We start from the raw sequence: 22745 nt of genomic DNA on the forward strand, positions 1-22745 counted from the left end.
AAGGGAACCGTGCTCCTCTACCTCGTGCGCCACGGCGAGACCGACTGGAACCTCCAGCGACGCATCCAGGGCAGTACCGACATCCCGCTCAACGACACCGGTCGCGAGCAGGCCCGCGCCACGGCTCGACTGCTCGCCCGTCGCCCGTGGGACGCGATCTACTCGAGCCCGCTGTCGAGGGCCTTCGAGACCGGAGCGATCATCGCCGAGGAGCTCGGTCTGCCCGGCCCCACCGCCGTGGATGCCCTCGTGGAGCGCGCCTACGGCGACGCCGAGGGGCTGGCCGACCCGGAGCTGTCGGCGCGCTTCCCGGGGGATGCACCGGTCCCCGGTCGGGAGTCGCGCGACGAGGTCGTCGCCCGGGTCTTCCCCGCGCTCATGGAGCTCGCCGAGCGTCACAGCGGGGAGGCGATCCTCGTGGTGAGCCATGGCGGCGTCATCCGCTCGATTCTCGCGACCGTCGACCCGGAGGGCCGGCATGGACCGATCACGAACGGTTCGGTTCACAGCCTGCGGCACGAGGACGGCTCGTTCCGGCTGATCGCCTTCAACGATCCGCTCGACGCGGAGTCGCTCGCGAACGGATCGGACCCGCTCGACGACCAGAACCCGATCGAGCGCCGCGACCCGGCGGGAGCGAGCGCGTGAGCGACGCGCGCGCAGCGGCCTTCGCGGAGCGGCTCGCCGGCCTCGGCGTGGTCATCGAGCCGCGGGAGATGGACGAGTCGACGCACACGGCGAAGCAGGCGGCGGACGCGATCGGATGCTCGGTCGCCGCGATCGTCAAGAGCCTCGTGCTCGTCGCCGACGGGGAGCCGCTCCTCGTGCTCGCCTCCGGGCCCAACCGCGTCGACCTCGATCGCGTGGGCCAGCACGTCGGCGCGCCCGTCGCGATGGCCGACGCCGACACGGTCAAGCGAGCGACGGGGTCGAGCATCGGCGGGGTTCCGCCGCTCGGGCATCCCGCTCCCCTGCGCACGATCATGGACGAGTCGCTGCTCGACCAGCCCGTGGTGTGGGCTGCGGCGGCGAGTGCCCGCTCGGTGTTCGGCATCGAGCCCCACCGCCTCGCCGAGCTCACCGCAGCCGAGGTTGCGCGAGTCAGCTGATGCTACGGTATTGGTAGGACCACCTACCACAACGATGGAGTTGAACTCGTGATCACTGTTGCCTCTGTCGACGCCCGCGTGACGCACGTGTCCACCCGGATCCCCTTCCGTTACGGCATCGCCGAGATGGTCGCCGCTCCGCACGTCGTCGTCGAGCTCAGCGTGAGCGACGGGGATCGCGTCGCTCGGGGCTGGGCGTCGGAGCACCTGCCCCCGAAGTGGTTCACGAAGGACCCCGACAGTCTCTTCGTCGACGAGATCGCCGACATGGTCGGGGTGATCCTGCACGCCGTCGACGCGTCGCGCGGCAGGTCGGGCGGGTCGGCGTTCGAGGTGTGGCGTGTCATCGATGAGTCGCAGCAGTCGTGGGCTGCGGACGAGGGCATCCCCGGCCTCCTCGCCGGTCTCGGCACGGCGCTCGTGGAGCGTGCCCTCATCGACGCGGTGTGCCGCCTCGAGGGGGTGCCTTTCGGCGAGGCGCTGCGGTCCGGAGCGCTCGGCTGGGAGCCGGCGGTCCTGCATCCCGAACTCGCGGGCCGGCCGGCGGCCGACCTCCTGCCTCGACCGGGAGCTCCGGAGATCGCGATCCGGCACACGGTGGGCCTGTCCGACGCGCTCACCGACGATGAGGTCGTGGATGCTCCCGCCGACGGGCTCCCGGTGAGCCTCGATTCCGTGCTCGCTCGCTACGGTGTCACACACCTCAAGATCAAGACGGCGGGACGGCTCGACGACGACATCCCGCGGCTGCATCGCATCCTCGACGTGATGGGGGCCGCCGGCATCGACCCGGTGCTCACCATCGACGGCAACGAGTCGATGCGCACCGCCGAGCATCTCGTCGAGTGGGCGCGGGGGCTCCTCGCCGACGATCGGCTCGCCCCGGTCGTGCGTGACCGTCTCGTGGCCGTCGAGCAGCCCTTCCACCGCTCGATCGCGCTCGGCGTGGAAGCCGCCGCTGCGCTTGAGGCGCTCCGCGGTGAGGTCGCGGTCATCATCGACGAATCGGATGACGCCGTGACGACGGTTCGCGCCGGCATGGACCTCGGCTACGCGGGCGGAACCTACAAGGGCTGCAAGGGAGTGTTCCGTGGTCTCGCGAACGCCGCGCTCGCGGGGTCCCGTGGGGGCGGAGCGGTGCTCACCGCCGAGGACCTGTCGACGGTCCCCCCGCTCACGGTCGCGCAGGATCTCGTCGTTGCGCACGCCATGGGCCTCACCCATATCGAGCGCAACGGCCACCACTACTTCGGTCGGCTCGCGCCGCTCGGGGATGAGGTCGAGGAGACCGCGCTCGCGGCGCACCCCGACCTCTACGAGCGATCCGACGGCGGCCGGGTGCGGCTGCGCATCGCCCACGGCTCCGTTGCGCTCGGCACCCTCCTGGAGTCTCCGTTCGGCTTCTCCGGAGAGCTCGATGTCTCCGGGCTCGAACCTCTCTCGGTGGCCGCGGCAACCCGGGGGATGTGAGGCCGTCGTGAGCGAGGACACTGAACGGCGGGCGTTCACCATCGTCCCGATCCCCCACGTCGATGTGCACGAGGCGGTGCTCGAGCAGCTCAAGCAACTCGTCGCACAATCGCGCAAGGGCGACCGACTCCCTGCCGAGCGAGACCTCGCCGAGCAGTTCGGGGTCAGCCGCGTCTCCTTGCGGACGGCCCTGCGCTCCCTCGAGAGCATGGGTCGCATCGAGATCCGACGCGGCGCCGGCAGCTTCGTCGTCAACCCGGAGTCGAGCCCGATCACGGCGTGGCTCAAGGAGCTCGAGCCGGTCGGCGAGGACTTCCTCAACCACCTGGTCGAGGTGCGCGCGGCCGTCGAGGACCGTGTGCTGGTGCTCGCGCACCGGGCGGCACCCGACTACTCGCTCCTCGCGGCACTCCTCGACACGATCGAGCACGGTTTCGACGCGGTCGATCTCGACGCCGGCAGCCTCGATGTCCGGTTCGAGGCGATGCTCGGTCGACTCACGGCCAATCCCCTGCTCATCGAGCTCCAGAAGTCGGTGCACGAGCTGTGGGTCGAGGCCTGGGGCGCCGTCGGGATGGCTCCCGGGGACCCGGTCGCCCTCCTCGGCGAGCACCGGCTGATCCTCGACGCCCTCGTCGGCGGCGACCTCCCTCGCGCGCGCGAGCTCATGGCCGGGCACGTCGATCGGCACGTCGCGACCCGCTGATCGGCTCCGATCGGGAGTGCGGACGCCCCGGACGGCGGGTTGTGCACAATCGGTTGCGCTACTAGTGCGTTCTGTGCTGTAATCGCTCTCGGCGAGAGAGGACCAGCCTTCGATGACGAACACCACCGACACTCGGTCGGCCGCCCTGGCGGTCCTTCACGAGGGCACGGTCATCCCCGCCCACCCGCTCGCCCTGACCGCCGAGCGCCGTCTCGACGGTGCCCGGCAGCGGGCCCTCAGCCGGTACTACCTGGATGCGGGTGCCGGCGGCCTCGCGGTCGGAGTGCACACCACCCAGTTCGCGATCCGGGAGCACGGACTCTTCGAGCCCGTACTCGAGATCTCCGCCGGGGTAGCCGCGGACTGGACCGACCGGCCCATCGCCCTCGTCGCGGGCGTCGTGGGAGACACCGAGCAAGCGGTGACCGAGGCCCGACTCGCGCGCAGCTTCGGGTACACCGCGGTCATCCTCAATGTCGCCGCGTGGAAGGGGCGCCCGGAGTCCGACATCCTCGAGCACTGCCGCGCGGTCGCCGCCGAGATGCCCGTCGTCGGATTCGCCCTCCTGCCCGAAGTCGGCGGCTTCCACCTGAGCTACGAGTTCTGGTACCGGTTCGCGCAGATCGAGAACGTCGTCGCCATCAAGCTCGCGCCCTTCAACCGGTACCGCACCCTCGACATCGTGCGCGCCGTCGTCGCGGCCCGAGCCGAGGACCGCATCGCCCTGTACACCGGCAATGACGACCACATCGTGCTGGACCTCCTGCAACCCTTCGTCATCCCTCGTGACGGCGAGCTCGTCCCCGTCTCCATCGTGGGCGGGCTCCTCGGCCACTGGAGCGTCTGGACCCGGGCTGCGGTGGAGCAGTTCGAGCGCATCCGAGCGGCTCGCGGCCAGGCCGTGAGCGCGGAGCTGCTCGGCCTCGACTCGCGCGTGACCGACTGCAACGAGGCGATCTACGACGCCCTCAACGATTTCGCCGGGTGCATCCCCGGCTGCCTCGAGGTGCTCCGACGGCAGGGCCTCGTCGAGGGCACGTGGTGCCTCGACGAGGCCGAAGTGCTCTCCCCCGGCCAGCTCGAGGAGATCGATCGGGTGTACTCCGTGCATCCCGACCTCAATGACGACGGCTTCGTCGCCCGCCACCTCGAGCGCTGGCTCGCCGACTAGACCACCGAAGCGAAGGAACTGCACCCCATGACGACCGAGACCGCCCTGCTCACGCGGGACGACCTTCCCGAGACCTTTGCCGACGTGGACTCGCTCGACGAGTTCATGAGCCGGCCCACCCCGGAGACGGTGCGAGACCTCGCCGAGCTCGAGGGCGACGTCATCATCCTCGGCGTCGCCGGCAAGATGGGAATGGGACTCGCGAGGATGATCAAGCGCGCCGCACCCGGCAAGCGCGTCATCGGCGTCGCGCGCTTCTCCGACGAGGGCTCCGCGGAGTGGCTGAACCGGTTCGGCGTCGAGACGATCAGGGCAGACCTGCTCGACCGCGAGGCGGTCCAGGCGCTGCCGAAGGTCCCCAACGTGATCTACATGGCGGGACTGAAGTTCGACTTCCGCGGCCGCGAGGACTTCCTGTGGGCGATGAACACCCTCGTGCCCGCCCACGTCGCCGACGCCTACCGCGACAGCCGAATCGTCGCTCTCTCGACCATCCACGTCTATCCCTGGTCCGACCCCCGCAGGGGCGGCGTAACCGAGGATGAGCCGCCTCTGGCCCGACCCGGGGAGTATGCCAACTCGGTCGTCGGCCGGGAGCGCACCTTCCAGTACTTCTCCGGCCTGCACGGGACGCCGGGGCGGATCGTGCGATTCGTCTACGCGATCGACATGCGCTACGGGGTGCTCCAGGAGATCGCGACGTGGGTTCGGGACGGCGTGCCCATCCCTCTCGCCACCGGCAACGTCAACATCCAGTGGCAGGGCGACGCGATCAACCACTTCGCCCGACTGCTGCTGCACTGCGAGACCCCCTCGACGCCGATCAACATCGGTGGACCCGAGTGCGTGAGCGTGCGGCACGTCGCGATCGAGTTCGGCAAGCTCCTCGGCGTCGAGCCGGTCTTCGAGGGCGAGGAGAGCGATCACGCGCTGTTCGTCAACTGCGACGCTGCCGCCGAGCTACTCGGCAATCCGACCGTCCCCGTGGCGACCATGATCCGCTGGGTCGCGGACTGGGTGGCCGCAGGCAAGCCCCTGTACGGCAAGCCGAGCAAGTTCCAGGTGCGAACCGGGATCTTCTGACCATCACCGTCGCACCACCTCGAAAGGACACGCTCGTGCTCTCCGGCATCCGGGTCATCAGCTTCACCCACTTCCTCCAGGGCCCGTCGGCGAGCCAGATCCTCGCGGACCTCGGCGCCGACGTCATCAAGGTCGAGCCCCACGGCGGCGCCTTCGAGCGCAACTGGACCGCGCCAGGGCGCTTCATCGAGGGCGAGAGCCCGTTCTTCGCGCTCGGCAACCGCAACGTCCGCAGCATCGTGATCGACCTCAAGCACGAGCAGTCCGCGGAGGTCCTCCGCGACCTCCTCGCCGACGCGGATGTGCTCATCGAGAGCTTCCGCCCCGGCACGCTCGATCGGCTCGGGCTCGGCTTCGACGTGCTGCACGAGCTGAATCCGCGGCTCGTCTACGCGTCGCTCTCGGGATACGGAACCTCGGGGCCCTACGTCGACCGACCGGGACAGGACGTGCTGCTGCAGGCGCTGTCCGGACTCGCGGCCGCGACGGGTCGGGCGGGGCAGGACCCGACTCCGGTCGGCGCGTGCGTCGTCGACCAGCACGCCGCCGTGCTCGGAGCCCTCGGCATCCTCGCGGCCCTCCACGGACGGGAGCGCACCGGTCGCGGCGTCAAGGTCGAGAGCAACCTGCTCAACGCGGCTCTCGACCTCCAGATCGAGCCACTCACCTATGCCCTCAACGGCTTCGAGCCGGAGCGATCGGCGGAGGGGATCTCGTCCGCCTTCTACAAGGCACCCTACGGGGTCTTCGCGACGGCCGACGGCCACCTGTGCATCTCGCTGACGACAACCGCCGCCCTCGCGCGGGTGTTCGACGACGAGTGGTTCGCGACGATCGCGCCCGCAGACGAATGGGAGCAGCGCGACACCATCAACGCCCGCGTCGCCGATCATGTGCGGCGCCGCTCGACCGCCGAGTGGGAGGCGCACTTCACCACCGAGAAGATGTGGTTCGCGCCGGTTCAGGACTACGACGCCGTGATCGCGGACCCCCAGGTGCTCCACAACGACAGCTTCGACGAGTACCAGCACCCGCGCGCGGGCACCCTGCGGGTGCTCAAGCACGCCGTCACCTATGACGGAGTGCGGCCGGGCATCCGCACTCCCCCGCCGGAGCTCGGAGAGCAGACCCGAGAGGTGCTCGCGGGGCTCGGGTACTCAGACCACGCGATCGACGCGCTCATCGAGTCGAAGGCTCTCGCGTGAGCGACTCGGTGCTGCTGAGCCGGGAGCCGGGCATCCTGATCATCGAGCTCGCCCGGCATCAGAAGCGCAACGCGATCACCTCCGAGATGATCGACGCCCTGGCCGCCGCGGTCGCGGCCGCCGAGAAGGAGGGCGTCGCCGTCATCGTGCTGCGCGGCGCCCCTGGCTTCTTCAGTGCCGGGGCGGACATCGCAGGCTACGCGGACGCCCGCGGCGATGCCGCCTCGCTCGCCGACTTCACGGCCCGAGCCAAGGCGCTGTGCACGTCGCTCACGACCTCCCCCGCGATCGTCATCGCGGCGGTCGACGGTGTGGCCATGGGCGGGGGGTTCGAGCTAGTGCTCTCCGCCGACCTCGTTCTCGCGACCGACCGCAGCCGCTTCGGCCTCCCGGAGATCACCCTCGGTCTCATCCCCGGCTGGGGAGGTACGCAGCGCCTCACACGATTCCTCGGCCCCAACCGCACGAAGGAGGCGGTGCTGACCGCGACCCCGCTCGACGCGCAGCAGGCTCGAGAGGGCGGCATCGTCTCTCGGGTCGTCGCGGTGGACGAGTTGGATGCCGCGGCGCTCGACCTCGCCCGCTCCCTCGCCGCCCGGGCCCCCCTCGCTCTCGCCGCGGCCAAGGCTGCCGTCACGGCGGCCTACGACCCGGAGCACGGCGCCGACACGGGTAGCGGCCTGGAGACCGAGCACCTCCTGCGCTTGTTCGCTAGTGCCGATGGCCAGGAGGGCGTGGCGGCGTTCGTCGAGAAGCGCCCGCCGATCTTCACCGGACGATAGGAGCACGCCGTGACGACCACCGCTGGACTCGACCGCTGGAAGCTCTCAAGCGTCTACCCCGTCGAACACGGCCTGCCCGTGCTCGCCGAGGTCGACGTCGTCGTCGTGGGCGCGGGGGCCGCCGGCGTCGCGGCGGCGACCGTGTGCGCGGAGCAGGGCCTCAGCGTGATCGTCGTGGAGCGCTACGGGTTCGCGGGCGGCGCCGCGGTCGCGGGGATGAGCGGGACGATCTGCGGGCTGTACCTCGCGAGCGAGTCCGCCGGCTCCCCCGAGCAGGTCGTCTTCGGGTTCACCGAGCGCTTCCGCGCCGGCCTCGAGGCCCGCGGCGGTCTCACCGCTCCCCAGCGCTACGGGAAGACCTTCACCGTCGCGCACGACCCGCAGCGCTGGCGCGAGGTAGCGGACGACCTCATGTACGCCGCGGGAGTGCGCATCCTGTTCCACACGGCGCTCACGGGCGTGATCATGGCCGGCGACGAGCACCGCGGCGTCGTCGTCGAGTCCAATGCGGGGAGCATCGCGATCCACGCCCGGCGCACGATCGATGCCTCGGGGGATGCCGCGGCCGTCGCCCGCGCCGGGTGGCCGTACTTCTTCGGGGACAACGGCCGCATCCAGAACCCCACGATGTTCTTCCGTCTCGGCAGCGTCGACGAGGAGGCCTTCTGGCGCGAGTACGGCGACGACACGATCTGCCCGCCGTGGTTGAGCGAGCGCATCGTCGCCGAGCGCGCCGCCGGGTACGACCTCCCGCGCGACAAGATCTGGATCTTCCGCACTCCGCGCAGCGGGGAGCTGCTTGTGAACGCGACCCGCCTGGCGGACAGCGACGGCCGCATGCTCAACGTCATCGACCCCGAGGACTTCACGATCGCGGAGCTCCTCGGCCGCAAGCAGGTGCGCAGCTACGCCGACTTCCTTCAGCGCACGGTGGGCGGACTCGACTCGAGCTTCGTCGTCGACACCGGGGTCGAGGCGGGGGTTCGCCAGACGCGGAGCATCGTGGCCGCCGAGATGCTCACCAACGAGCACGTGGTCCAGTGCGCCAAGCCCGCGGACGGCATCGTCCGCTCGCCTTGGCCCATCGAGCTGCACGACGGCGCCCGGCCCAAGCTGCACTGGCTCCTCGACGACTACTACGAGGTGCCCTACCTCTCCCTCGTGCCGGAGCGCGGTGAGGGAGTCATCGTCGCGGGGCGATGCCTCGGCGCCCAGCACGAGGCACTCGCCTCGGCGCGGGTCACCGCGCAGTGCTTCGAGTACGGTCACGCGGCGGCGGTCGCGACGGTCCTGTCGCTGTCGACGGGCGCGCGCTACCGCGACGTGGATGCCCGTGAGATCCGCGCCCGGATGATCGCGGGCGGCAGTGCCCTCTGAGGAGGACCGGCGCACGTCGAGTAGCATCGGCGTCGTGGCCCGACTCAAGGATGTTGCCCAGCTCGCGCAGGTGTCGGTCTCCGTCGCGTCGCGCGTGCTGAACAACGACGAGGGTGCCCGCATCAACGCCGACACGCGCAAGCGCGTCTTCGAGGCGGCCGAGCAGCTCGCCTACGTGCCGGACCACCGCGCCCGGGCGCTCCGGCTGGCCCGGGCGGGGGCCATCGCGCTCGTCGTCCCCGAGGTCAACAACGCGATCTTCGCGAACCTCCACGCCGGGGTCCAGGAGATCTGCCACGAGAGCTCGACGGCCGTCTTCGTCGCCCAGCTCGACCCGCCGGAGGACGACTCCCGCTCGCTCGCCCGCATCATCGGAAACGGGCGGGTCGACGGAGTGATCCTGCAGCGCAGCGAGCAGTACAGCGACGAGGCGCTGCGCCGGGCCATCCAGCTGGACATCCCCGTCGTGCTGTTCAACTCGACGCTCGAGGGCCACGTCGGCTCGGTGGCGATGGATGACGCAGGCAGCGTCAACGTCGCCCTCGAGCACTTGCGCGGACTCGGGCACACCGACATCGCGTTCATCGCGGGAGCCGCGCAGCACGACGCCGCCGCGCGTCGTCTCGTCGCCTTCCGTGAGCTCCTCGGCGCGTCGGGGGCTCCGGTCCGGGACGAGTGGATCGTGCCCGCGGGCTGGGAGGCCCCTGCCGGCGCGGAGGCGATGCGGTCGCTCCTCGAACTGCCCGAGCGGCCCACGGCGGTCCTCGTCGCGAGCGTCAACGCGTCGATCGGCGCTCTCAGCGCCGCGCTCGCGGCCGGCGTCCGGGTTCCCGAGGAGCTCTCCATCGTGACCATCCACGACACGTGGCAGGCCGAGTACGTCACGCCCTCGATCACGACCGTCGCCATGCCGATGCACGCCGCGGGCCAGTGGGCCGCGTCGATGGTGCTCGACCACCTCTCGGGCTCGCCGCTGCGCGACGAGGTCATCACCTCTCCCGCACCGCGGCTCGTGGTGCGGAGCTCGACGAGCGCCCCGCGCCGCTAGAGCAGCGCCCGCACGGTCTCCGGCGGCACCGTCCCGTCGAGCACGGCGAGTCGGTAGCCGAAGCGGATCGACTCCCCGCTGCCGAGCTCGAAGCCGTCGTCGTAGGCGCCCGCCCAGCCGACGGCGGAGAACGGCTCCGGGGCGAACCGGTACAGCCACTTCTGCGCTCCCGGCGACTCGCCCTCGAGGAACGACAGGCCGAGGGTGAGCTGCTCCCCAGCGGGGGTGTGGGCGTGGATCACGAGGGTCCGGGATGCTCCGCCCGAGGCGTCCAGGTCCCCGGACTCGCCGACGAGGCGATCGGCCTGGACGTTCTCGGCGAGCCGGAGGAAGAGGCCGCCGTACCCGCCGTCCGGGCGGCCGCGCTGCGCGGGGGTCTCGAGGGCGATGCGGTCGTCGGTCGCATTCGTGAGCGAGCAGTGCAGCTCGAGCACCCACGACGGCGACTCGTCGTCCGCGCGGGCCGTGACGGTCATCGAGCGCTCTTCGGTCAGGAGGAGGTCGCCGCCGTGTCCGAGCCAGCTCAGCCGCTCCATGGCCCTCGCCGTGGCCGCGTGCGCCTCGACCGAGTCCCACCCGTCGTGGCGGATGCTGCCCTGGTCCTCGACCACGCGGTAGCCCTCGTCGGGCCCGAAGTACGTGCCGCCGCCCCACAGGTTGTGGTCGCCCACTCGCGGGAACGCGAACTGCAGTCCGTGGTGCCACGGGTGGTCGTCGGGGGCGAAGCCCGTGACGATCGTGCCGGCGAGCGATCGGAGCGGGTGGAAGTAGGGCTTGGGGGTGTTGACGGGGAGCACGTCGCTGTCGACCCGGTAGTCGAGGACCGGCGCTCCGCCGACCGAGACCTCGAGCCCGGCATCCGATCGCTCGAGGGAGAGGTCGGTCATCGTGACGCCTTCCGTGTCGGCCCGCCGGCGTCGAGAACGGAGTAGAACGGGTCGCCCGCGACGATCTCCCCACGGGAGACCGGGACGCCCGTGTGGGACGACTTGTAGAGCGCGGTGAGGAACTCGAGCGTCGACCTCGCCTCCGCGATCGTGAGCTCCGGCTGCTCCCCGGCGCGCCAGTGCGCGATGATGTCGGCGAGCTGGGCGCGGTGCGCTTGCACGGGTTCCTCGGGTTCTGCCCAGTCGGCGACGACCTGGGTCGTCCCCTCGGCGTCGACCTGGCGCACCGACCACTCCTCGAGGAGCGGCATGTAGAGCGTGTCGAGGTCGACCGTCGCGCGCTCCGCCATCACCTGGAGCTTCGTCTCCTGGTGGTGGCTGAGCACGGTCGACAGGAGCGTCGCGAGGGCGCCGTCGGCGAAGCGCACGGTCGCGACGCTCGCATCCTCGACCTCGATCGGCCGGGAGAGCGTATCGGCGATCGCAGAGACGCTCGACCACTCCCCGCCCATCAGCCACAGCAGCAGGTCGATGGCGTGGTGGGCCTGGGTCGTGGTGGCACCCGCGAACTCGGTCGCGAACTTGCCGCGCCACGGGATGTCCCAGTACTCCGGACCGCGGTACCAGGACGTGTGCGCGACCCCGATGAGCGGCCGGCCCCAGCGACCGGAGCGCAGCGAGTCCCGCACCTGCCGCGACCCTCCCGCGTAGCGGAACTGGGAGACCGTCACGCACCACTGGCCCGTCTCCACCTCGGCGGCTCGGATGCGGTCGGCGGACTCGAGCGAGCCCGTGAGCGGCTTCTCGCAGAACACGAGAGCTCCCCCGCGCAGGGCCTGGATGGCCAGCGGCTCGTGGAGGTGGGGCGGCGTCGCGATGACGACGATGTCCGGCTTCTGCTCCTCGAGCATGACCCCGAGGTCCGCGTAGAGGTTGCTGCAGCCGAACTTCTCGCCGGCGTCCGTCCGGCGCTGCTCGTCGAGATCGACGATCGCGACGAGCTCCGCGTCATCCGGCAGTCCGGTGACGGCAGGAAGGTGTGCGGCCGCGCCGATGCCTCCGGCGCCGACGACGCCGATTCGTGCTTTCTTCATGGGTGTGTGTCAGCCCTTCAGGCCAGTAGTAGCGATGCCGGTCGTCAAGTACTTCTGACCGGCGAGGAAGAATCCGAACAGCGGGCCCAGCGAGAGCACAGCCATCGCGAACATCGGGCCCCACGCGCTCTCGCCGCTCGCATCGAGGAAGGCGTTGAGGCCGAGCGGCACGGTGTACTTGCTCGGGTCCTGCAGGTAGAGCATCGGGGACAGGAAGTCGTTCCACGTCCAGATGAACGTGAAGATCGCCGAGGTCGCGAGCGCCGGGACCGTGAGCGGCAGGATGATCCGCCAGTAGGTCTGCCACGGCCCCGCCCCATCGATCTTCGCCGCCTGGTCGAGCTCGCTCGGCAGTCCGCGCATGAACTGGACCATCAGGAAGATGAAGAAGGCGTCGACGGCGAGGAACTTCGGCGTCACGAGCGGCAGGATGCTGTTCACCCAGCCGAGGTTGGAGAAGAGGATGTACTGCGGCACGAGCAGCACGTGGTGGGGCATCATGAGCGTCGCCATCATGCAGGCGAAGAAGATCGCCCTGAACCGGAACCGCATCCGCGCGAACGCGTACGCGGCCAGGGAGCACGAGATGAGGTTGCCCACGACCGAGAGCGCCGCGATCAGCGTCGAGTTGAGGAAGAAGGTGCCGAAGCCGACTCCCGAGCCCTGCCAGCCGCGCACGTAGTTCTCGAGCGTCGCCGGGTCGGGCCAGGGTGCGATCTGGGTGAAGATGTCCTCGCTCTCCTTGAACGAGGCGCCGAGCATCCAGATCAGCGGGTAGAGCATGAGCACGCCGAAGCCCACCAGCAGGAAGTGGCTGAGCGCGGTGCGACGGCCCGACCGCGCGCGCCCGAAGCGGACTCCCGTCGAGGTGTCGTGATTAGTCGTCATAGTGAACCCAATACTTCGAGAACCAGAAGTTGATGGCCGTGACCAGGGCGATGCCGATGAAGAGCACCCACGCCATCGCGCTCGCGTAGCCCATCTGGAAGTTGGCGAACCCCTTCTGGTACAGGTACAGCGTGTAGAACAGGGTCGAGTTGACCGGGCCGCCCGTGCCGCCGCTCACGACGAAGGCGGGCGTGAACGCCTGGAACGCTCCGATGAGCTGCAGGATGAGGTTGAAGAGCACGACGGGCGTGAGCATCGGCAGCGTGATGTGCACGAACGCCTGCCGGCGGTTGATGCCGTCGACGGCCGCGGCCTCGTAGAGGTAGCCCGGGATCTGCCGCAAGGCTGCGAGGAAGATCACCATGGGCGAGCCGAACGTCCAGACGTTGAGGATGATGAGGGTGCCGAGCGCGGTGTCCGGGTTTCCGATCCAGCTCTGGCCCTGGATGCCGAAGGCCTCGAGGATCTGGTTGATGAGGCCGCCCCGCCCGAACATCTGCCGCCACAGGACGGCGACTGCGACACTCGCTCCGATGAGCGAGGGCAGGTAGTACACGGAGCGGTAGATCGGCAGCCCGCGCAGTCCCCTGTTCAGCAGCAGCGCGAGCGCGAGCGCGAACGCGAGCTGGAGCGGCACCGACACGAAGACGTAGACGAGGGTGACCCGCACCGAGTCGAGGTACTTGGGGTCGTTGGTGAAGAGCTTGATGTAGTTGTCGAGACCGACCCAGCTCGGGTCGCCGAGGAGGCTGAAGTTGGTGAACGACAGGTAGAGCGAGTAGAGCATCGGGCCGAGCGTGATGACGAAGAACCCGACGAGCCACGGAGCGAGGAAGAGGTAGGGGGCGACCCTGTCCTTCCATACCGCCGACCGGAGAGACCGTGAAGGACGGGGGCGGGGAGCCGTGACGGCACCCCGCCCCTGCCGTGCTTCACTGCCCGCTTCGACACCGGAGGTATCGCGTGCGTGCGTGAGAGACATGCGCTTCTTTCGTTAGCCGAGCTCGGATGCTGCCTGGGCCATGAACTCGGCCGCGGCGTCAGCGACGCTCTTCTGTCCGAACTGGATCTGCTGAGCGAACTCCTGGAAGAGGGTGTTCACCGCGGCGGCACCGGTCGGGGCCGGGACGGGAGCGGGCGAGCCGTTCTCGCGCACGGACTCGATGATCGCGTTCGCCTTCGCGGTGATCTCGTCGACGTTGCCGGTCGCTGCGGCGACGACGTTCCCGTTGCTCGGCAGACCGCGGTCGATGCCGAGGATCTCGTTGGCCGCCTCGCTGTTGAGGAGGAAGTCGATGAGCATGGCCGCCTCCTGCGGGTGCTCCGACTGGCTCGACACGGTGAGGTTCATGGCGGCCCGGAGGTACTGCCCGGGGTCGTCCGCCTCGGAGGGCATGCGGTCGATCGCAAGCGTGTTCGGCATGCTGGCCTGAACCCCGGCGTACTGGTTCGCGAACATGAACGTCGACGTGGCGACGCCCGCGATCACGGCGTCGTACGGGGTGCCGAAGTACTCGGTGGTCACGTCCGGGGTGGTCGCTCCGCCCGACGCGCGCAGGTCGGCCCAGTACTGCCAGAAGTCCTCGAGGGTGTCCTGCGAGAACGCGAGGCCATCGGCATCCATGAACTCCTCGCCGCGCTGCTTGGCCCAGACCTCGAAGACCTGGAATCCCTGGGACAGGTCCGTCACGCCGTAGGTCGCACCACCCGAGGCGGCCGTGATGGCCGTCGCGTAGTCGGCGAGGTCGTCCCACGTGTAGCCGGGTTCGGGGATCTCGACGCCGAGTTCCGCAGACTTGACCTCGTCGAAGACGAACGCGTGGGTGCTCACGCCGAAGGTCAGCGCATTGAGCGAGCCGTCGATCGTGTTCATGTCGATGACGTCCTGCGGCCAGCCCTCGAGGGAGAGGTTCCCCGCCTCGACGGCCTCGTTGAGGTCGAAGAGCTGCCCGCGCGACGAGAACTCCCGCAGCACGTCGTTGTACAGCTGAATCACGTCGGGCGAGTTCTTGCCCGCGTATTGCGTGGTGATCTTGTCGAGGTATCCCTCGAAGCCGCCGAAGTCGCGGACGACGGTGATGTTGGGGTGCTCGGCTTCGAACTCGTCAATCGCGGCGTTGGTGACCTCGTGGCGCGAGTCGCCGCCCCACCAGGAGATACGGATCTCGACCGGGCCCTCCTCGACGGGGGCGCTGGGCGCGCACGCGGCGAGCGAGAGGGCGACAGCCCCGGCGAGGCCGAAGGCCGCTGCGGCTTGATAGGCAGAACGTCCTATGAACACTGTGTCTTCCTAATCTCTTCTTTGAGATACACAATTGCGGGGGTCACAATTGGTATTTGGACTAACCAATTCAAGAATCGGTTGAACGGTAGTCAAGCACCCCGGTCGGATTTGCGCAATCGTTTTTGCACCGACGGTTCGGCCAGTGTAAAACAGCGTCAGATCACTCGTCAACGACCCTCGAAAGCTGAAGCATGTCCACCAACTTGTTCGTGCATCCCCTCGCCACATCGCAGTGGGAATCGCTGCCGGCGGCGACCACGAGAATCCACACCCGATCGGTGTGGGCGTCTCGCGAAACGGGCGAGAGCACCGCTCCGCACCAGCGGATCATCCATCTCCGAGCGATCTTCTCCGACGCGCCGATGTCGCTCGAATCGGTGCGCGTCGTGCCCGGCGCGGGCTACCACAAGTGCGCGAGCGGACAAGAGTCGGACGAGGTCGTCGACGCCCGGGTGTGGGAGCCCGCGGTGCACGGGTGGACGCAGCTCGGCCGCGTGGGCGGCGCGGGCAGCAGCCTCGACCTCGGCGGCGCGGCATCGCGGGCACTCGTCGTCGAGATCAGGCAGGCGAGCACCGATCGCTGGTGGCCGGGCTGGAACCTCGCCGCGACCGGACTGGAGCTCATCGGCGAGGCTCCTGCTGAGTGGCAGCCTCGCCGTGAAGGACGCCTCGAGGTCGACGACCTCGACTTGTCGGGCCTGCCGGACGGCGTCTCCGCCGAGCACCGCGGGGTCGAAGTGCGGTACCGGACTCCGCGGCTCTCGGTCGGGTTCCGCTTGCGCTCCCCCGCGTGGTCGCACCTGTCCGTCGACGACGACGGCACGGGTCGCACCGACCGCTCCCTGCTCCAGCAGCCCCGGTCGATGGACATCGTCCGCAGCGGCGTGTACCCGTCCGGCGTCTACCCGGTCCTCCGCGACCAGAACGCCGAGTACCTCGCGCAGGGGCCGCGGGTCACTCGTGCGGACGGCGATCGCCCGGTGGGCTTCCTCGCCAGTGACTACGAGGGAGTGACGACGGTGCGCGGCAACGTCGTCACCTACGACGTGTCGGTTCCGAGCGCGGGGCAGCGCTACCGCTACCGCTTCACCGTCCTCGCCGATCGGATCGAACTCGACCTGCGCCGGACCGCGGCAGAGGACTACCGCGCGTGGACGAGCTCGGCCTGGCACATCGCGACCGACAACCGCGTGACCCCCTCGACAGCGATCGGCGAGCTCGTGACCACGGGCGAGACGGGCCTCCTGCGCGGCGACGTGCTCTGGCACTTCCCGCGCTTCGGCACGTTCGAGATCTCGAGCGACTCCCCCGACCTCCTCATGCGCAGCGATTCCGTCCGTGCACTCGACACCAACACGCTCGAGTTCAAGCTCGGCGAGACTCCGACGCCCTTCGGCGACTACCTGCTGCCCGCCGGCGACTACCGCGCTCGAATCGTGTTCGCCGCGCGCACCCCGCGGCTCGCGTCGGTGGCGCCGGATGCCCCGGCCCCCGTCCGCCGGATGCTCGACCGGCACGCCCTCACCGCTCTGCCCTTCCGGGCGGACACCGCTACCTATTCGAACAACGGCGCGTCCATGCACTGCACCACGACGCTCAACGACATCTCGGCGATCGCGACCGGTCTCGGCGACCTGCTCCCTGGAGTGTCTCCCCTGGGCCTCGTGGGAGCCTCGCTCAGTCGCTGGCTCGACGGCGCCCCGAGCTACGGCAGCGGTTCCACCTCGCACGGCCCCCACCGACTGGAGGACGAGTACGTCCACATGGCCGCGAACACCCTCGTGGCCGTCGGCCGGTACCTCGGGGCGACGAACGACTCCGCCTGGTTCGCCCGGCATCGCGACCGGGTGCTCGCCGAGATCGAGGACATGCTCGCCCGCGACGTCGACGGTGACGGCCTCGTCGAGTCCACCATCCGCCTCGGCAACAGCGGCGAGCACCAGTGGAGCACGGCGTGGTCCGACGTCATCTCCTTCGGCTGGAAGGACGCGTGGGCGAACGCCGTCCTCTTCGAGGCGTGGACCGAGCTTGCGCCGGTACTGCGGGACCGGGGGGAGCAGGCTCTCTCGGACCGAGTGAGCGAAGCGGCACGGCGCATCCAGGAGGCGTACCTGCCGGCGTTCTACTCCGAGACGACCGGCCTCATCGCCGGATGGCGCTCGCGCGACGGCGAGCTCCACGACTACGGGTTCTCCCTCGTGAACGGTGCCGCGTGCAGCACCGAGCTGCTTCCCGCCGATATCGCGCGAGCGATCATGACCCGGCTCCGAGAGCACTGGGATGCGGTCGGCGTGCCCGACCTGCGCAATGGTGTCCCGCTGAACCTCTGGCGCATCCCCGAGTCCGACATCGGCGGCGTCGTGTTCGGACTTCCGATGGGCGGCTATCAGCAGGGCGGCTGCTCCCACCACGGCGCCCGCGTCATCGTCGACGCCTTCGACCGCGTCGGAATGCGCGCCGAGGCCGACGAGCTGCTCGTGGCGCTCGCCACGTCCATCGCCGATGACTCCTCGTTCGGCGGCCTCGGTTCGGGTGTCGACTGGCGCATGTGGGACGGCACACCGAGCGGTTACGAGGGCCAGCTCGCGGAGGGGTTCAGTGTGCTCGCGAGTGCTCTGCGGCGATTCGGGCGATAACGGGAATCCCGCGCTCGAGGAGCCGCTCGTAGTCCTCGGCCTCGTTGTAGGCGTGGGCCGACAACCGCAGGTAGCCGCCGCCGTTCCACGTCATGACGCCTGCCTCGACGCCCGCCTCGCGCGACAGCGCGTTCTTCAGCGCTCGCTGTCCCGCGGCGTCCGCCGCTACGCCCTCCGGAAGTCGCAGGAGGGGCTGCAGGGGCTCGGGCATCCCGAGCTCGACGACGGGGTCGTCCACCCACTCCCCCAGCGCGGGCGCGAGAATCGAGACCGCGTAGGCGCCGAGCTCGGCACCGTACCGGCGAAGCTCCGCCCATCCGAAGAGCCGCTCGATCTCTCCGATGCCGAACGAGGCGCTGAGGAACCCCGTCGTGTCGATCGTGCCCTGCTGGTCGAAGCGATCCGGATACGGCAGCCCGGCCCCCCACGAGTCGATGAGCGGGTGGGTGGCGTCGGCGAGGGCGCCGCGCGCCACGAGTACCGCCGCCGGGCGGGGCGCCGCCGGGAACTTGTGAAGATTCCCGAACCAGACGACGTTCTCGGTGCCGGCGGCGACCTCCGCGGCTGACTCCAGGATGCCTGCCGCGTGCGCCCCGTCGACGAGGAGGGTGAATCCGTGCTGCTGAGCGAGCTCGACGATCTCCGCGATCGGGAAGCCGCGCGCCGTCGCGGACGAGATGTGGTCGACGATCGCCACGCGAGTGCGGGATGTCACGGCCGAGGCGATCGCGTCGAGACTCTCCTCGGCACCCGCCGCCAACGGCACCGCCGCGACGCGCACGACCGCACCCCAGCGGTCGGCGAAGCGCCGGGCCCCGAGCGCGACCGCGCCGTAGACGTGGTCGGTGATGAGCACCTCGTCGCCGGCGTTCAAGCGGAGACTCCCGAACATGACGCTCGCCGCGGCGCTCGCATTGGGCACGGCCGCGATCTCGTGCGGCTCGGCGCCGAGGAAGGCGGCGAGGGCCGCGCGTTCGGCGGCCATCCGGTCGGGCAGCGTGTCGAACCACTGGAGGGGGTTGGCCTCGAGCTCGTTCTTGAGAGCCTGCTGGAACGCGAGGGTCCGTCGGGGAACCGCGCCGTACGAGCCGTGGTTGATGTGGCGCTGTGCCGGATCGAGAGCCCACTCCTCGCGGCCCGTGGTCCCCTCGGTGCTGACGAGTGGGGCGGGGCGGGCGACAGCGGGGATCACCCTGACGACCCTAGCGCCCGGGGCGCTCCCCCGACCGACGGGCGACGGCCTCCTCGAGAACCCCGAGCAGCTGCCTCGCCGCGTCCGGCCAGTTGTAGCGCTTCGCCCACCCGGTCGAGGCGGCCGACCGCCGTGCCCACTCGCCGGGCGCCTCGAGGGCTCGGACGGCGGCGACGAACGACTCGATGCTGTCCGGATCGAAGTACCCGGCCGGTTCGCCGCCGATCTCCCGGAAGATCGCCGTGTCCGCGAGGAGCGCCGGCGTGCCGAGCGCTTGTGCTTCCACCACGGGCAGGCCGAACCCCTCGTCACGTGACGCGGAGACGAGCGCCGTGGCCGCTCTGAGTGCGGCCACGTACTGCTCGTCGCTCGCGCCGTTGAAGAACTCGACCGCGCCCTCCGGGGCGAGCGCCGTCAGCCGGGCGCGCTCCGCGTCGGAGACGCGGCTCATGAGCTGGAGCCGGTACCCGGGAAGGGCCGCCATCGAGCGCACGAGCAGATCGACGTTCTTGTAGGGCATGAAGGAGCCCATGTACACAAGGGTGCGCTGCTCCGGGGCGGAGCGGAGGGGGGTCGGGTCGGGCTGCTCCGTGCCGAGGAGTACGACGTGCATCGGATTGCGTGTCATCCGGTACTTCACCATGAGGTCCCGGGTCGTCTCGGAATCGACGAGGTGCGCGTCCGCCCGATTGAGCACCGCACGTTGGAAGCCCACCCACAAGTGGTATCCGCGCCACAGCAGGCGGAGCGCCGGGTTGAGGTCCCGCGGCGGAGTGCGGTGCTTGTAGTAGATGAGGTCGTGCACGGTCGTGACGAGCGCGTACCGGCGGCCGCCCGGACCCATGGTCTGCATGGGGGTGAAGACGACATCGGGCTCATGCGGGTTCACCCAGCGGGAGACCCATGGCTCGGTCGCCTTCGTCGGGTCGGGCCCGAGGATCCACGGCAGGTCGGGGAGCATCTCGAGCTGGCGCTCGTCGGAGATGAGCATCGTCACGGGGTGGAGCTTGGAGAGCTCCTCCACGAGTCGAGCGCCGTACCGCGAGATGCCGTCGTGGCGGCCGAGCCGCGTGTAGCGGCAGTCGAAGACGATCTTCACGACCGGGCCTCGCCGACGACGCGACCTGCGCCGAGGAAGTCGACGATCGCGCGAGCGGCCTCGCGCGGCTTCTCATAGTGGATGAGGTGGCCGACTCCGGGGATGATCTCGAGTCGGGCATCCGGGAACAGCTCGACCAGGCGCTGCTGGGCGGCGACGGTCGTGATCGGGTCGCGGTCGGCGCCCACGAGCAGCGTCGGCACCTCGATGCGCGACGCCACCATGCTCACGTCCGACGAGATGGATGCCTCGAACCCCTCCACCACGGAGTCGCGGTTCGCATACCGGCTGAAGTACGCGTGGTGCTGGTCGTGGACGAAGTGGCGCACCTCGGGATCGCGCGACTGCACCAGCACGAGGCTCATGAACCGCACGATGAGCCAATTGCTGAGCAGTGCGCTCCCGAGACGTTCGGGCAGCGCGCGGCCGAGACGGTAGTACAGCAGCGTCAATCGGCTGAGGAATCCGTTCGGGCCGGAGAGCGCCGGCGCGGCGATCGGGTTGACCAGGATGACGCGCGAGGGCGCGAGTCCGCCCGCGACGGCGTGCGAGACGACGATCGATCCGAACGAGTGGCCCAGCACCGGAGCGCCCTCGAGGCCGAGGGCAGCGATGAACCCCGAGAGCCAGGCGGAGTATCCGGCGATGTCGTGTCGTCGACCGACGAGCGGCGCCGACTCGCCGAAACCGGGCAGATCGGGGCTCACGACTCGGATGCCCTCCAGCTGTGCCACGATCGGCTCGAGCCCGTGGTGCTCGCCGCGGTACCCGTGCACCACGACGAGCGTCACGGGCGCGTCGTCGGCGCCGTAGACCCAGTACCGCGTCGTGCTACCGAGCACCTCGACCGAATCGGAGTGCACCGGCATCGCCTCGAGGAGGGCGGCATACGGCGACGGGGCGGGCACCAGTCCATCCTAGGCAGCGCTGCGGACTACAAGCGCTTGCACTCGGGGCTCTAGACTCGATCGACCTGCTGTTCTGTCGAGGAGCTCCATGACCTTCACCGCCCCGATCCAGTTGCCCGGACTCGCCCTGGATCCGCAGTGGTACCGCCGAGCCGTCTTCTACGAGGTCATGGTCCGCTCGTACTTCGACTCGAACGGCGATGGATCGGGCGATCTCGCCGGTCTCATCTCGAAGCTCGACTACCTGCAGTGGCTCGGCGTCGACGCCCTGTGGATCCCGCCGTTCTTCGGCTCTCCGCTGCGGGACGGCGGCTACGACGTCTCCGACTTCCGATCGGTACTGCCCGAGTTCGGCACGGTCGACGAGTTCCGCGAGCTCGTCACGAAGGCCCACGAGCGCAACATGCGCATCGTCATCGACTACCCGCTCAATCACACCTCCGACCAGCACGAGTGGTTCCAGCAGTCGCGCCAGGACCCGGATGGCCCGTACGGCGACTACTACGTCTGGAGCGACACCGACGAGAAGTACCCCAACATCCGCATCATCTTCGTCGACACCGAGGATTCGAACTGGGCCTTCGACCCGGTCCGTCGCCAGTACTACTTCCACCGATTCTTCTCGCACCAGCCCGATTTGAACTTCGAAAACCCGGCGGTGCGCCAGGAGGTCCTCGACATCATCCGGCACTGGATGGACATGGGCGTCGACGGCATCCGACTGGATGCGATCCCCTACCTCTTCGAGTCCGACGAGGGAAACGGCGAGGGCGAGCCCAAGACGCACGAGTTCATCAAGGAGATCCGCGCGATGGTCGACCGGGAGTACCCGGGCCGGATGCTCATCGCCGAGGCGAACCAGTGGCCCAACGAGGTCGTCGACTTCTTCGGCACGGCCGAGGAGCCGGAGTGCCACATGGCCTTCGACTTCCCCGTCATGCCGCGAATCTTCTACTCGCTGCGCTCCCAGCACGCCGGGGAGCTCAAGCGGGTTCTCTCCGAGGTGCCCGATGAGCCCGAGGGCGCCGCGTGGGGCGTCTTCCTCCGCAACCACGACGAGCTCACCCTCGAGATGGTGAGCGAGGAGTACCGGCAGGCGATGTACGGCTGGTACGCCTACGACCCCCGGATGCGCTCGAACGTCGGCATCCGTCGGCGCCTGGCCCCGCTCCTCGACAACTCGCGCGCGGAGCTCGAGCTCGCGCACGCGCTGCTCTTCTCGCTGCGCGGCAGCCCGTTCCTGTACTACGGGGACGAGCTCGGCATGGGCGACAACATCTGGCTCCCCGACCGCGACTCGAGCCGTACCCCGATGCAGTGGACACCCGACCGCAACGCGGGGTTCTCGACGGCGGACCCCGGGAAGCTCTTCCTCCCGGTCGTGCAGTCCCTCGTCTACAACTACTCGCTCATCAACGTCGAGTCGCAGTTGGCCCAGTCCCGGTCGCTCCTGCACTGGGTGCGCACCATGATCCACTTGCGCAAGCAGCACCCGGTATTCGGTCTCGGGTCGCTCCGCGTGGTGCCGACGGACCACGACTCGGTGATCGCCTTCGTTCGGGAGTACCCCGGCAGCGAGTCCCAGTTCGGCGATCCGGCGGAGACCGTGCTGTGCGTGTTCAGCTTCGCCCACACGCCGGTGTCGACGACGATCACGGTCCCGGGCTTCGAGGGGGCGGCGACGTGGGACCTCTTCGGCGGCTCGGCGTTCCCCGAGGTCGACGAGTCCGGCTCGCTGCGGCTCACCCTGGGCTCGCAGGACTTCTACTGGCTGCGGCTCACGCCCGCGGCTCGCGGATAGGCTCC

20 protein-coding genes are annotated in these 22745 nt (G+C 69.6%); 12 read left to right on the forward strand and 8 right to left on the reverse strand.

What is annotated here, in order from left to right; translation table 11 throughout:
• Window positions 1-9 precede the first annotated feature (9 nt).
• From Q5716_RS06700 to Q5716_RS06745, 10 genes are all read left to right on the forward strand, one after another.
• Window positions 10-648 (forward strand): histidine phosphatase family protein, encoded by a 639-nt coding sequence (locus tag Q5716_RS06700; RefSeq protein WP_305002307.1) that lies wholly within the window; start codon window positions 10-12, stop codon window positions 646-648.
• The gene (locus Q5716_RS06705) at window positions 645-1109 is read left to right on the forward strand and encodes a YbaK/EbsC family protein (protein ID WP_305002308.1); all 465 of its coding nucleotides are present in this window, start codon (window positions 645-647) and stop codon (window positions 1107-1109) included. The genes Q5716_RS06700 and Q5716_RS06705 overlap by 4 nt, the downstream gene beginning before the upstream one ends.
• Before the next feature lie 48 nt (window positions 1110-1157).
• Window positions 1158-2579 carry an enolase-like domain-containing protein gene (locus Q5716_RS06710; RefSeq protein WP_305002309.1) on the forward strand — a complete coding sequence of 474 codons (1422 nt, stop codon included), beginning with the start codon at window positions 1158-1160 and terminating at the stop codon, window positions 2577-2579.
• A 7-nt stretch (window positions 2580-2586) separates the two neighbouring features.
• Window positions 2587-3285 (forward strand): FadR/GntR family transcriptional regulator, encoded by a 699-nt coding sequence (locus Q5716_RS06715; protein ID WP_305002310.1) that lies wholly within the window; start codon window positions 2587-2589, stop codon window positions 3283-3285.
• A gap of 112 nt (window positions 3286-3397) precedes the next feature.
• Window positions 3398-4456: a dihydrodipicolinate synthase family protein gene (locus Q5716_RS06720; protein WP_305002311.1), complete on the forward strand. Its 1059-nt coding sequence runs from the start codon at window positions 3398-3400 to the stop codon at window positions 4454-4456.
• 27 nt (window positions 4457-4483) lie between these two features.
• The gene (locus Q5716_RS06725) at window positions 4484-5539 is read left to right on the forward strand and encodes an NAD-dependent epimerase/dehydratase family protein (RefSeq protein WP_305002312.1); all 1056 of its coding nucleotides are present in this window, start codon (window positions 4484-4486) and stop codon (window positions 5537-5539) included.
• Window positions 5540-5574: 35 nt separating this feature from the next.
• On the forward strand, window positions 5575-6744 hold the full coding sequence (locus tag Q5716_RS06730; RefSeq protein ID WP_305002313.1) for a CaiB/BaiF CoA transferase family protein: 1170 nt from the start codon (window positions 5575-5577) through the stop codon (window positions 6742-6744).
• Window positions 6741-7526 carry an enoyl-CoA hydratase/isomerase family protein gene (locus Q5716_RS06735; RefSeq protein WP_305002314.1) on the forward strand — a complete coding sequence of 262 codons (786 nt, stop codon included), beginning with the start codon at window positions 6741-6743 and terminating at the stop codon, window positions 7524-7526. Before Q5716_RS06730 ends, Q5716_RS06735 begins: the two co-directional genes overlap by 4 nt.
• 9 nt (window positions 7527-7535) lie before the next feature.
• Window positions 7536-8903: an FAD-dependent oxidoreductase gene (locus Q5716_RS06740; protein ID WP_305002315.1), complete on the forward strand. Its 1368-nt coding sequence runs from the start codon at window positions 7536-7538 to the stop codon at window positions 8901-8903.
• Between the two features lie 34 nt (window positions 8904-8937).
• The gene (locus Q5716_RS06745; protein ID WP_305002316.1) at window positions 8938-9951 is read left to right on the forward strand and encodes a LacI family DNA-binding transcriptional regulator; all 1014 of its coding nucleotides are present in this window, start codon (window positions 8938-8940) and stop codon (window positions 9949-9951) included.
• Here the strand turns inward: Q5716_RS06745 and Q5716_RS06750 are convergent.
• From Q5716_RS06750 to Q5716_RS06770, 5 genes are read right to left on the reverse strand one after another with little or no spacing between them, the layout of a single operon-like run.
• Window positions 9948-10838, reverse strand: a complete 891-nt coding sequence (locus tag Q5716_RS06750) for a DUF6807 family protein (RefSeq protein WP_305002317.1) — start codon at window positions 10836-10838, stop codon at window positions 9948-9950. The two genes, Q5716_RS06745 and Q5716_RS06750, sit on opposite strands and share 4 nt — an antisense overlap.
• The gene (locus Q5716_RS06755; RefSeq protein WP_305002318.1) at window positions 10835-11932 is read right to left on the reverse strand and encodes a Gfo/Idh/MocA family protein; all 1098 of its coding nucleotides are present in this window, start codon (window positions 11930-11932) and stop codon (window positions 10835-10837) included. The genes Q5716_RS06750 and Q5716_RS06755 overlap by 4 nt, the downstream gene beginning before the upstream one ends.
• Window positions 11933-11941: 9 nt before the next feature.
• A complete protein-coding gene (locus tag Q5716_RS06760) occupies window positions 11942-12820 on the reverse strand; it encodes a carbohydrate ABC transporter permease (protein ID WP_305002319.1) in 879 nt (292 codons plus the stop codon).
• Window positions 12810-13802, reverse strand: coding sequence for a carbohydrate ABC transporter permease (locus Q5716_RS06765; protein ID WP_305002320.1), 993 nt, complete (start codon window positions 13800-13802; stop codon window positions 12810-12812). Before Q5716_RS06765 ends, Q5716_RS06760 begins: the two co-directional genes overlap by 11 nt.
• Window positions 13803-13814: 12 nt before the next feature.
• On the reverse strand, window positions 13815-15101 hold the full coding sequence (locus Q5716_RS06770) for an ABC transporter substrate-binding protein (protein ID WP_305002321.1): 1287 nt from the start codon (window positions 15099-15101) through the stop codon (window positions 13815-13817).
• Window positions 15102-15295: 194 nt separating this feature from the next.
• On the opposite strand from Q5716_RS06770, the gene Q5716_RS06775 reads away from it, so the two are divergent.
• On the forward strand, window positions 15296-17740 hold the full coding sequence (locus tag Q5716_RS06775; RefSeq protein ID WP_305002322.1) for a glucosidase family protein: 2445 nt from the start codon (window positions 15296-15298) through the stop codon (window positions 17738-17740).
• On the opposite strand, the gene Q5716_RS06780 is transcribed toward Q5716_RS06775, so the two are convergent.
• The 3 genes from Q5716_RS06780 to Q5716_RS06790 are packed head-to-tail and all read right to left on the reverse strand — an operon-like array spanning window position 17700 to window position 20939.
• On the reverse strand, window positions 17700-18932 hold the full coding sequence (locus Q5716_RS06780) for an aminotransferase class V-fold PLP-dependent enzyme (RefSeq protein WP_305002323.1): 1233 nt from the start codon (window positions 18930-18932) through the stop codon (window positions 17700-17702). The two genes, Q5716_RS06775 and Q5716_RS06780, sit on opposite strands and share 41 nt — an antisense overlap.
• A 10-nt stretch (window positions 18933-18942) precedes the next feature.
• Complete coding sequence (locus Q5716_RS06785) at window positions 18943-20031, reverse strand: glycosyltransferase family 4 protein (RefSeq protein ID WP_305002324.1); 1089 nt, start codon at window positions 20029-20031, stop codon at window positions 18943-18945.
• Window positions 20028-20939 carry an alpha/beta fold hydrolase gene (locus Q5716_RS06790; protein WP_305002325.1) on the reverse strand — a complete coding sequence of 304 codons (912 nt, stop codon included), beginning with the start codon at window positions 20937-20939 and terminating at the stop codon, window positions 20028-20030. Before Q5716_RS06790 ends, Q5716_RS06785 begins: the two co-directional genes overlap by 4 nt.
• Before the next feature lie 88 nt (window positions 20940-21027).
• Here Q5716_RS06790 and treS point away from each other — a divergent pair, with 88 nt between their 5' ends.
• Window positions 21028-22740 (forward strand): maltose alpha-D-glucosyltransferase, encoded by a 1713-nt coding sequence (gene treS / locus Q5716_RS06795; protein ID WP_305002326.1) that lies wholly within the window; start codon window positions 21028-21030, stop codon window positions 22738-22740.
• Window positions 22741-22745: the final 5 nt, after the last annotated feature.

Origin of the sequence: Antiquaquibacter soli (genome assembly GCF_030580675.1) — a bacterium.
GTDB lineage: Bacteria > Actinomycetota > Actinomycetes > Actinomycetales > Microbacteriaceae > Rhodoglobus > Rhodoglobus soli.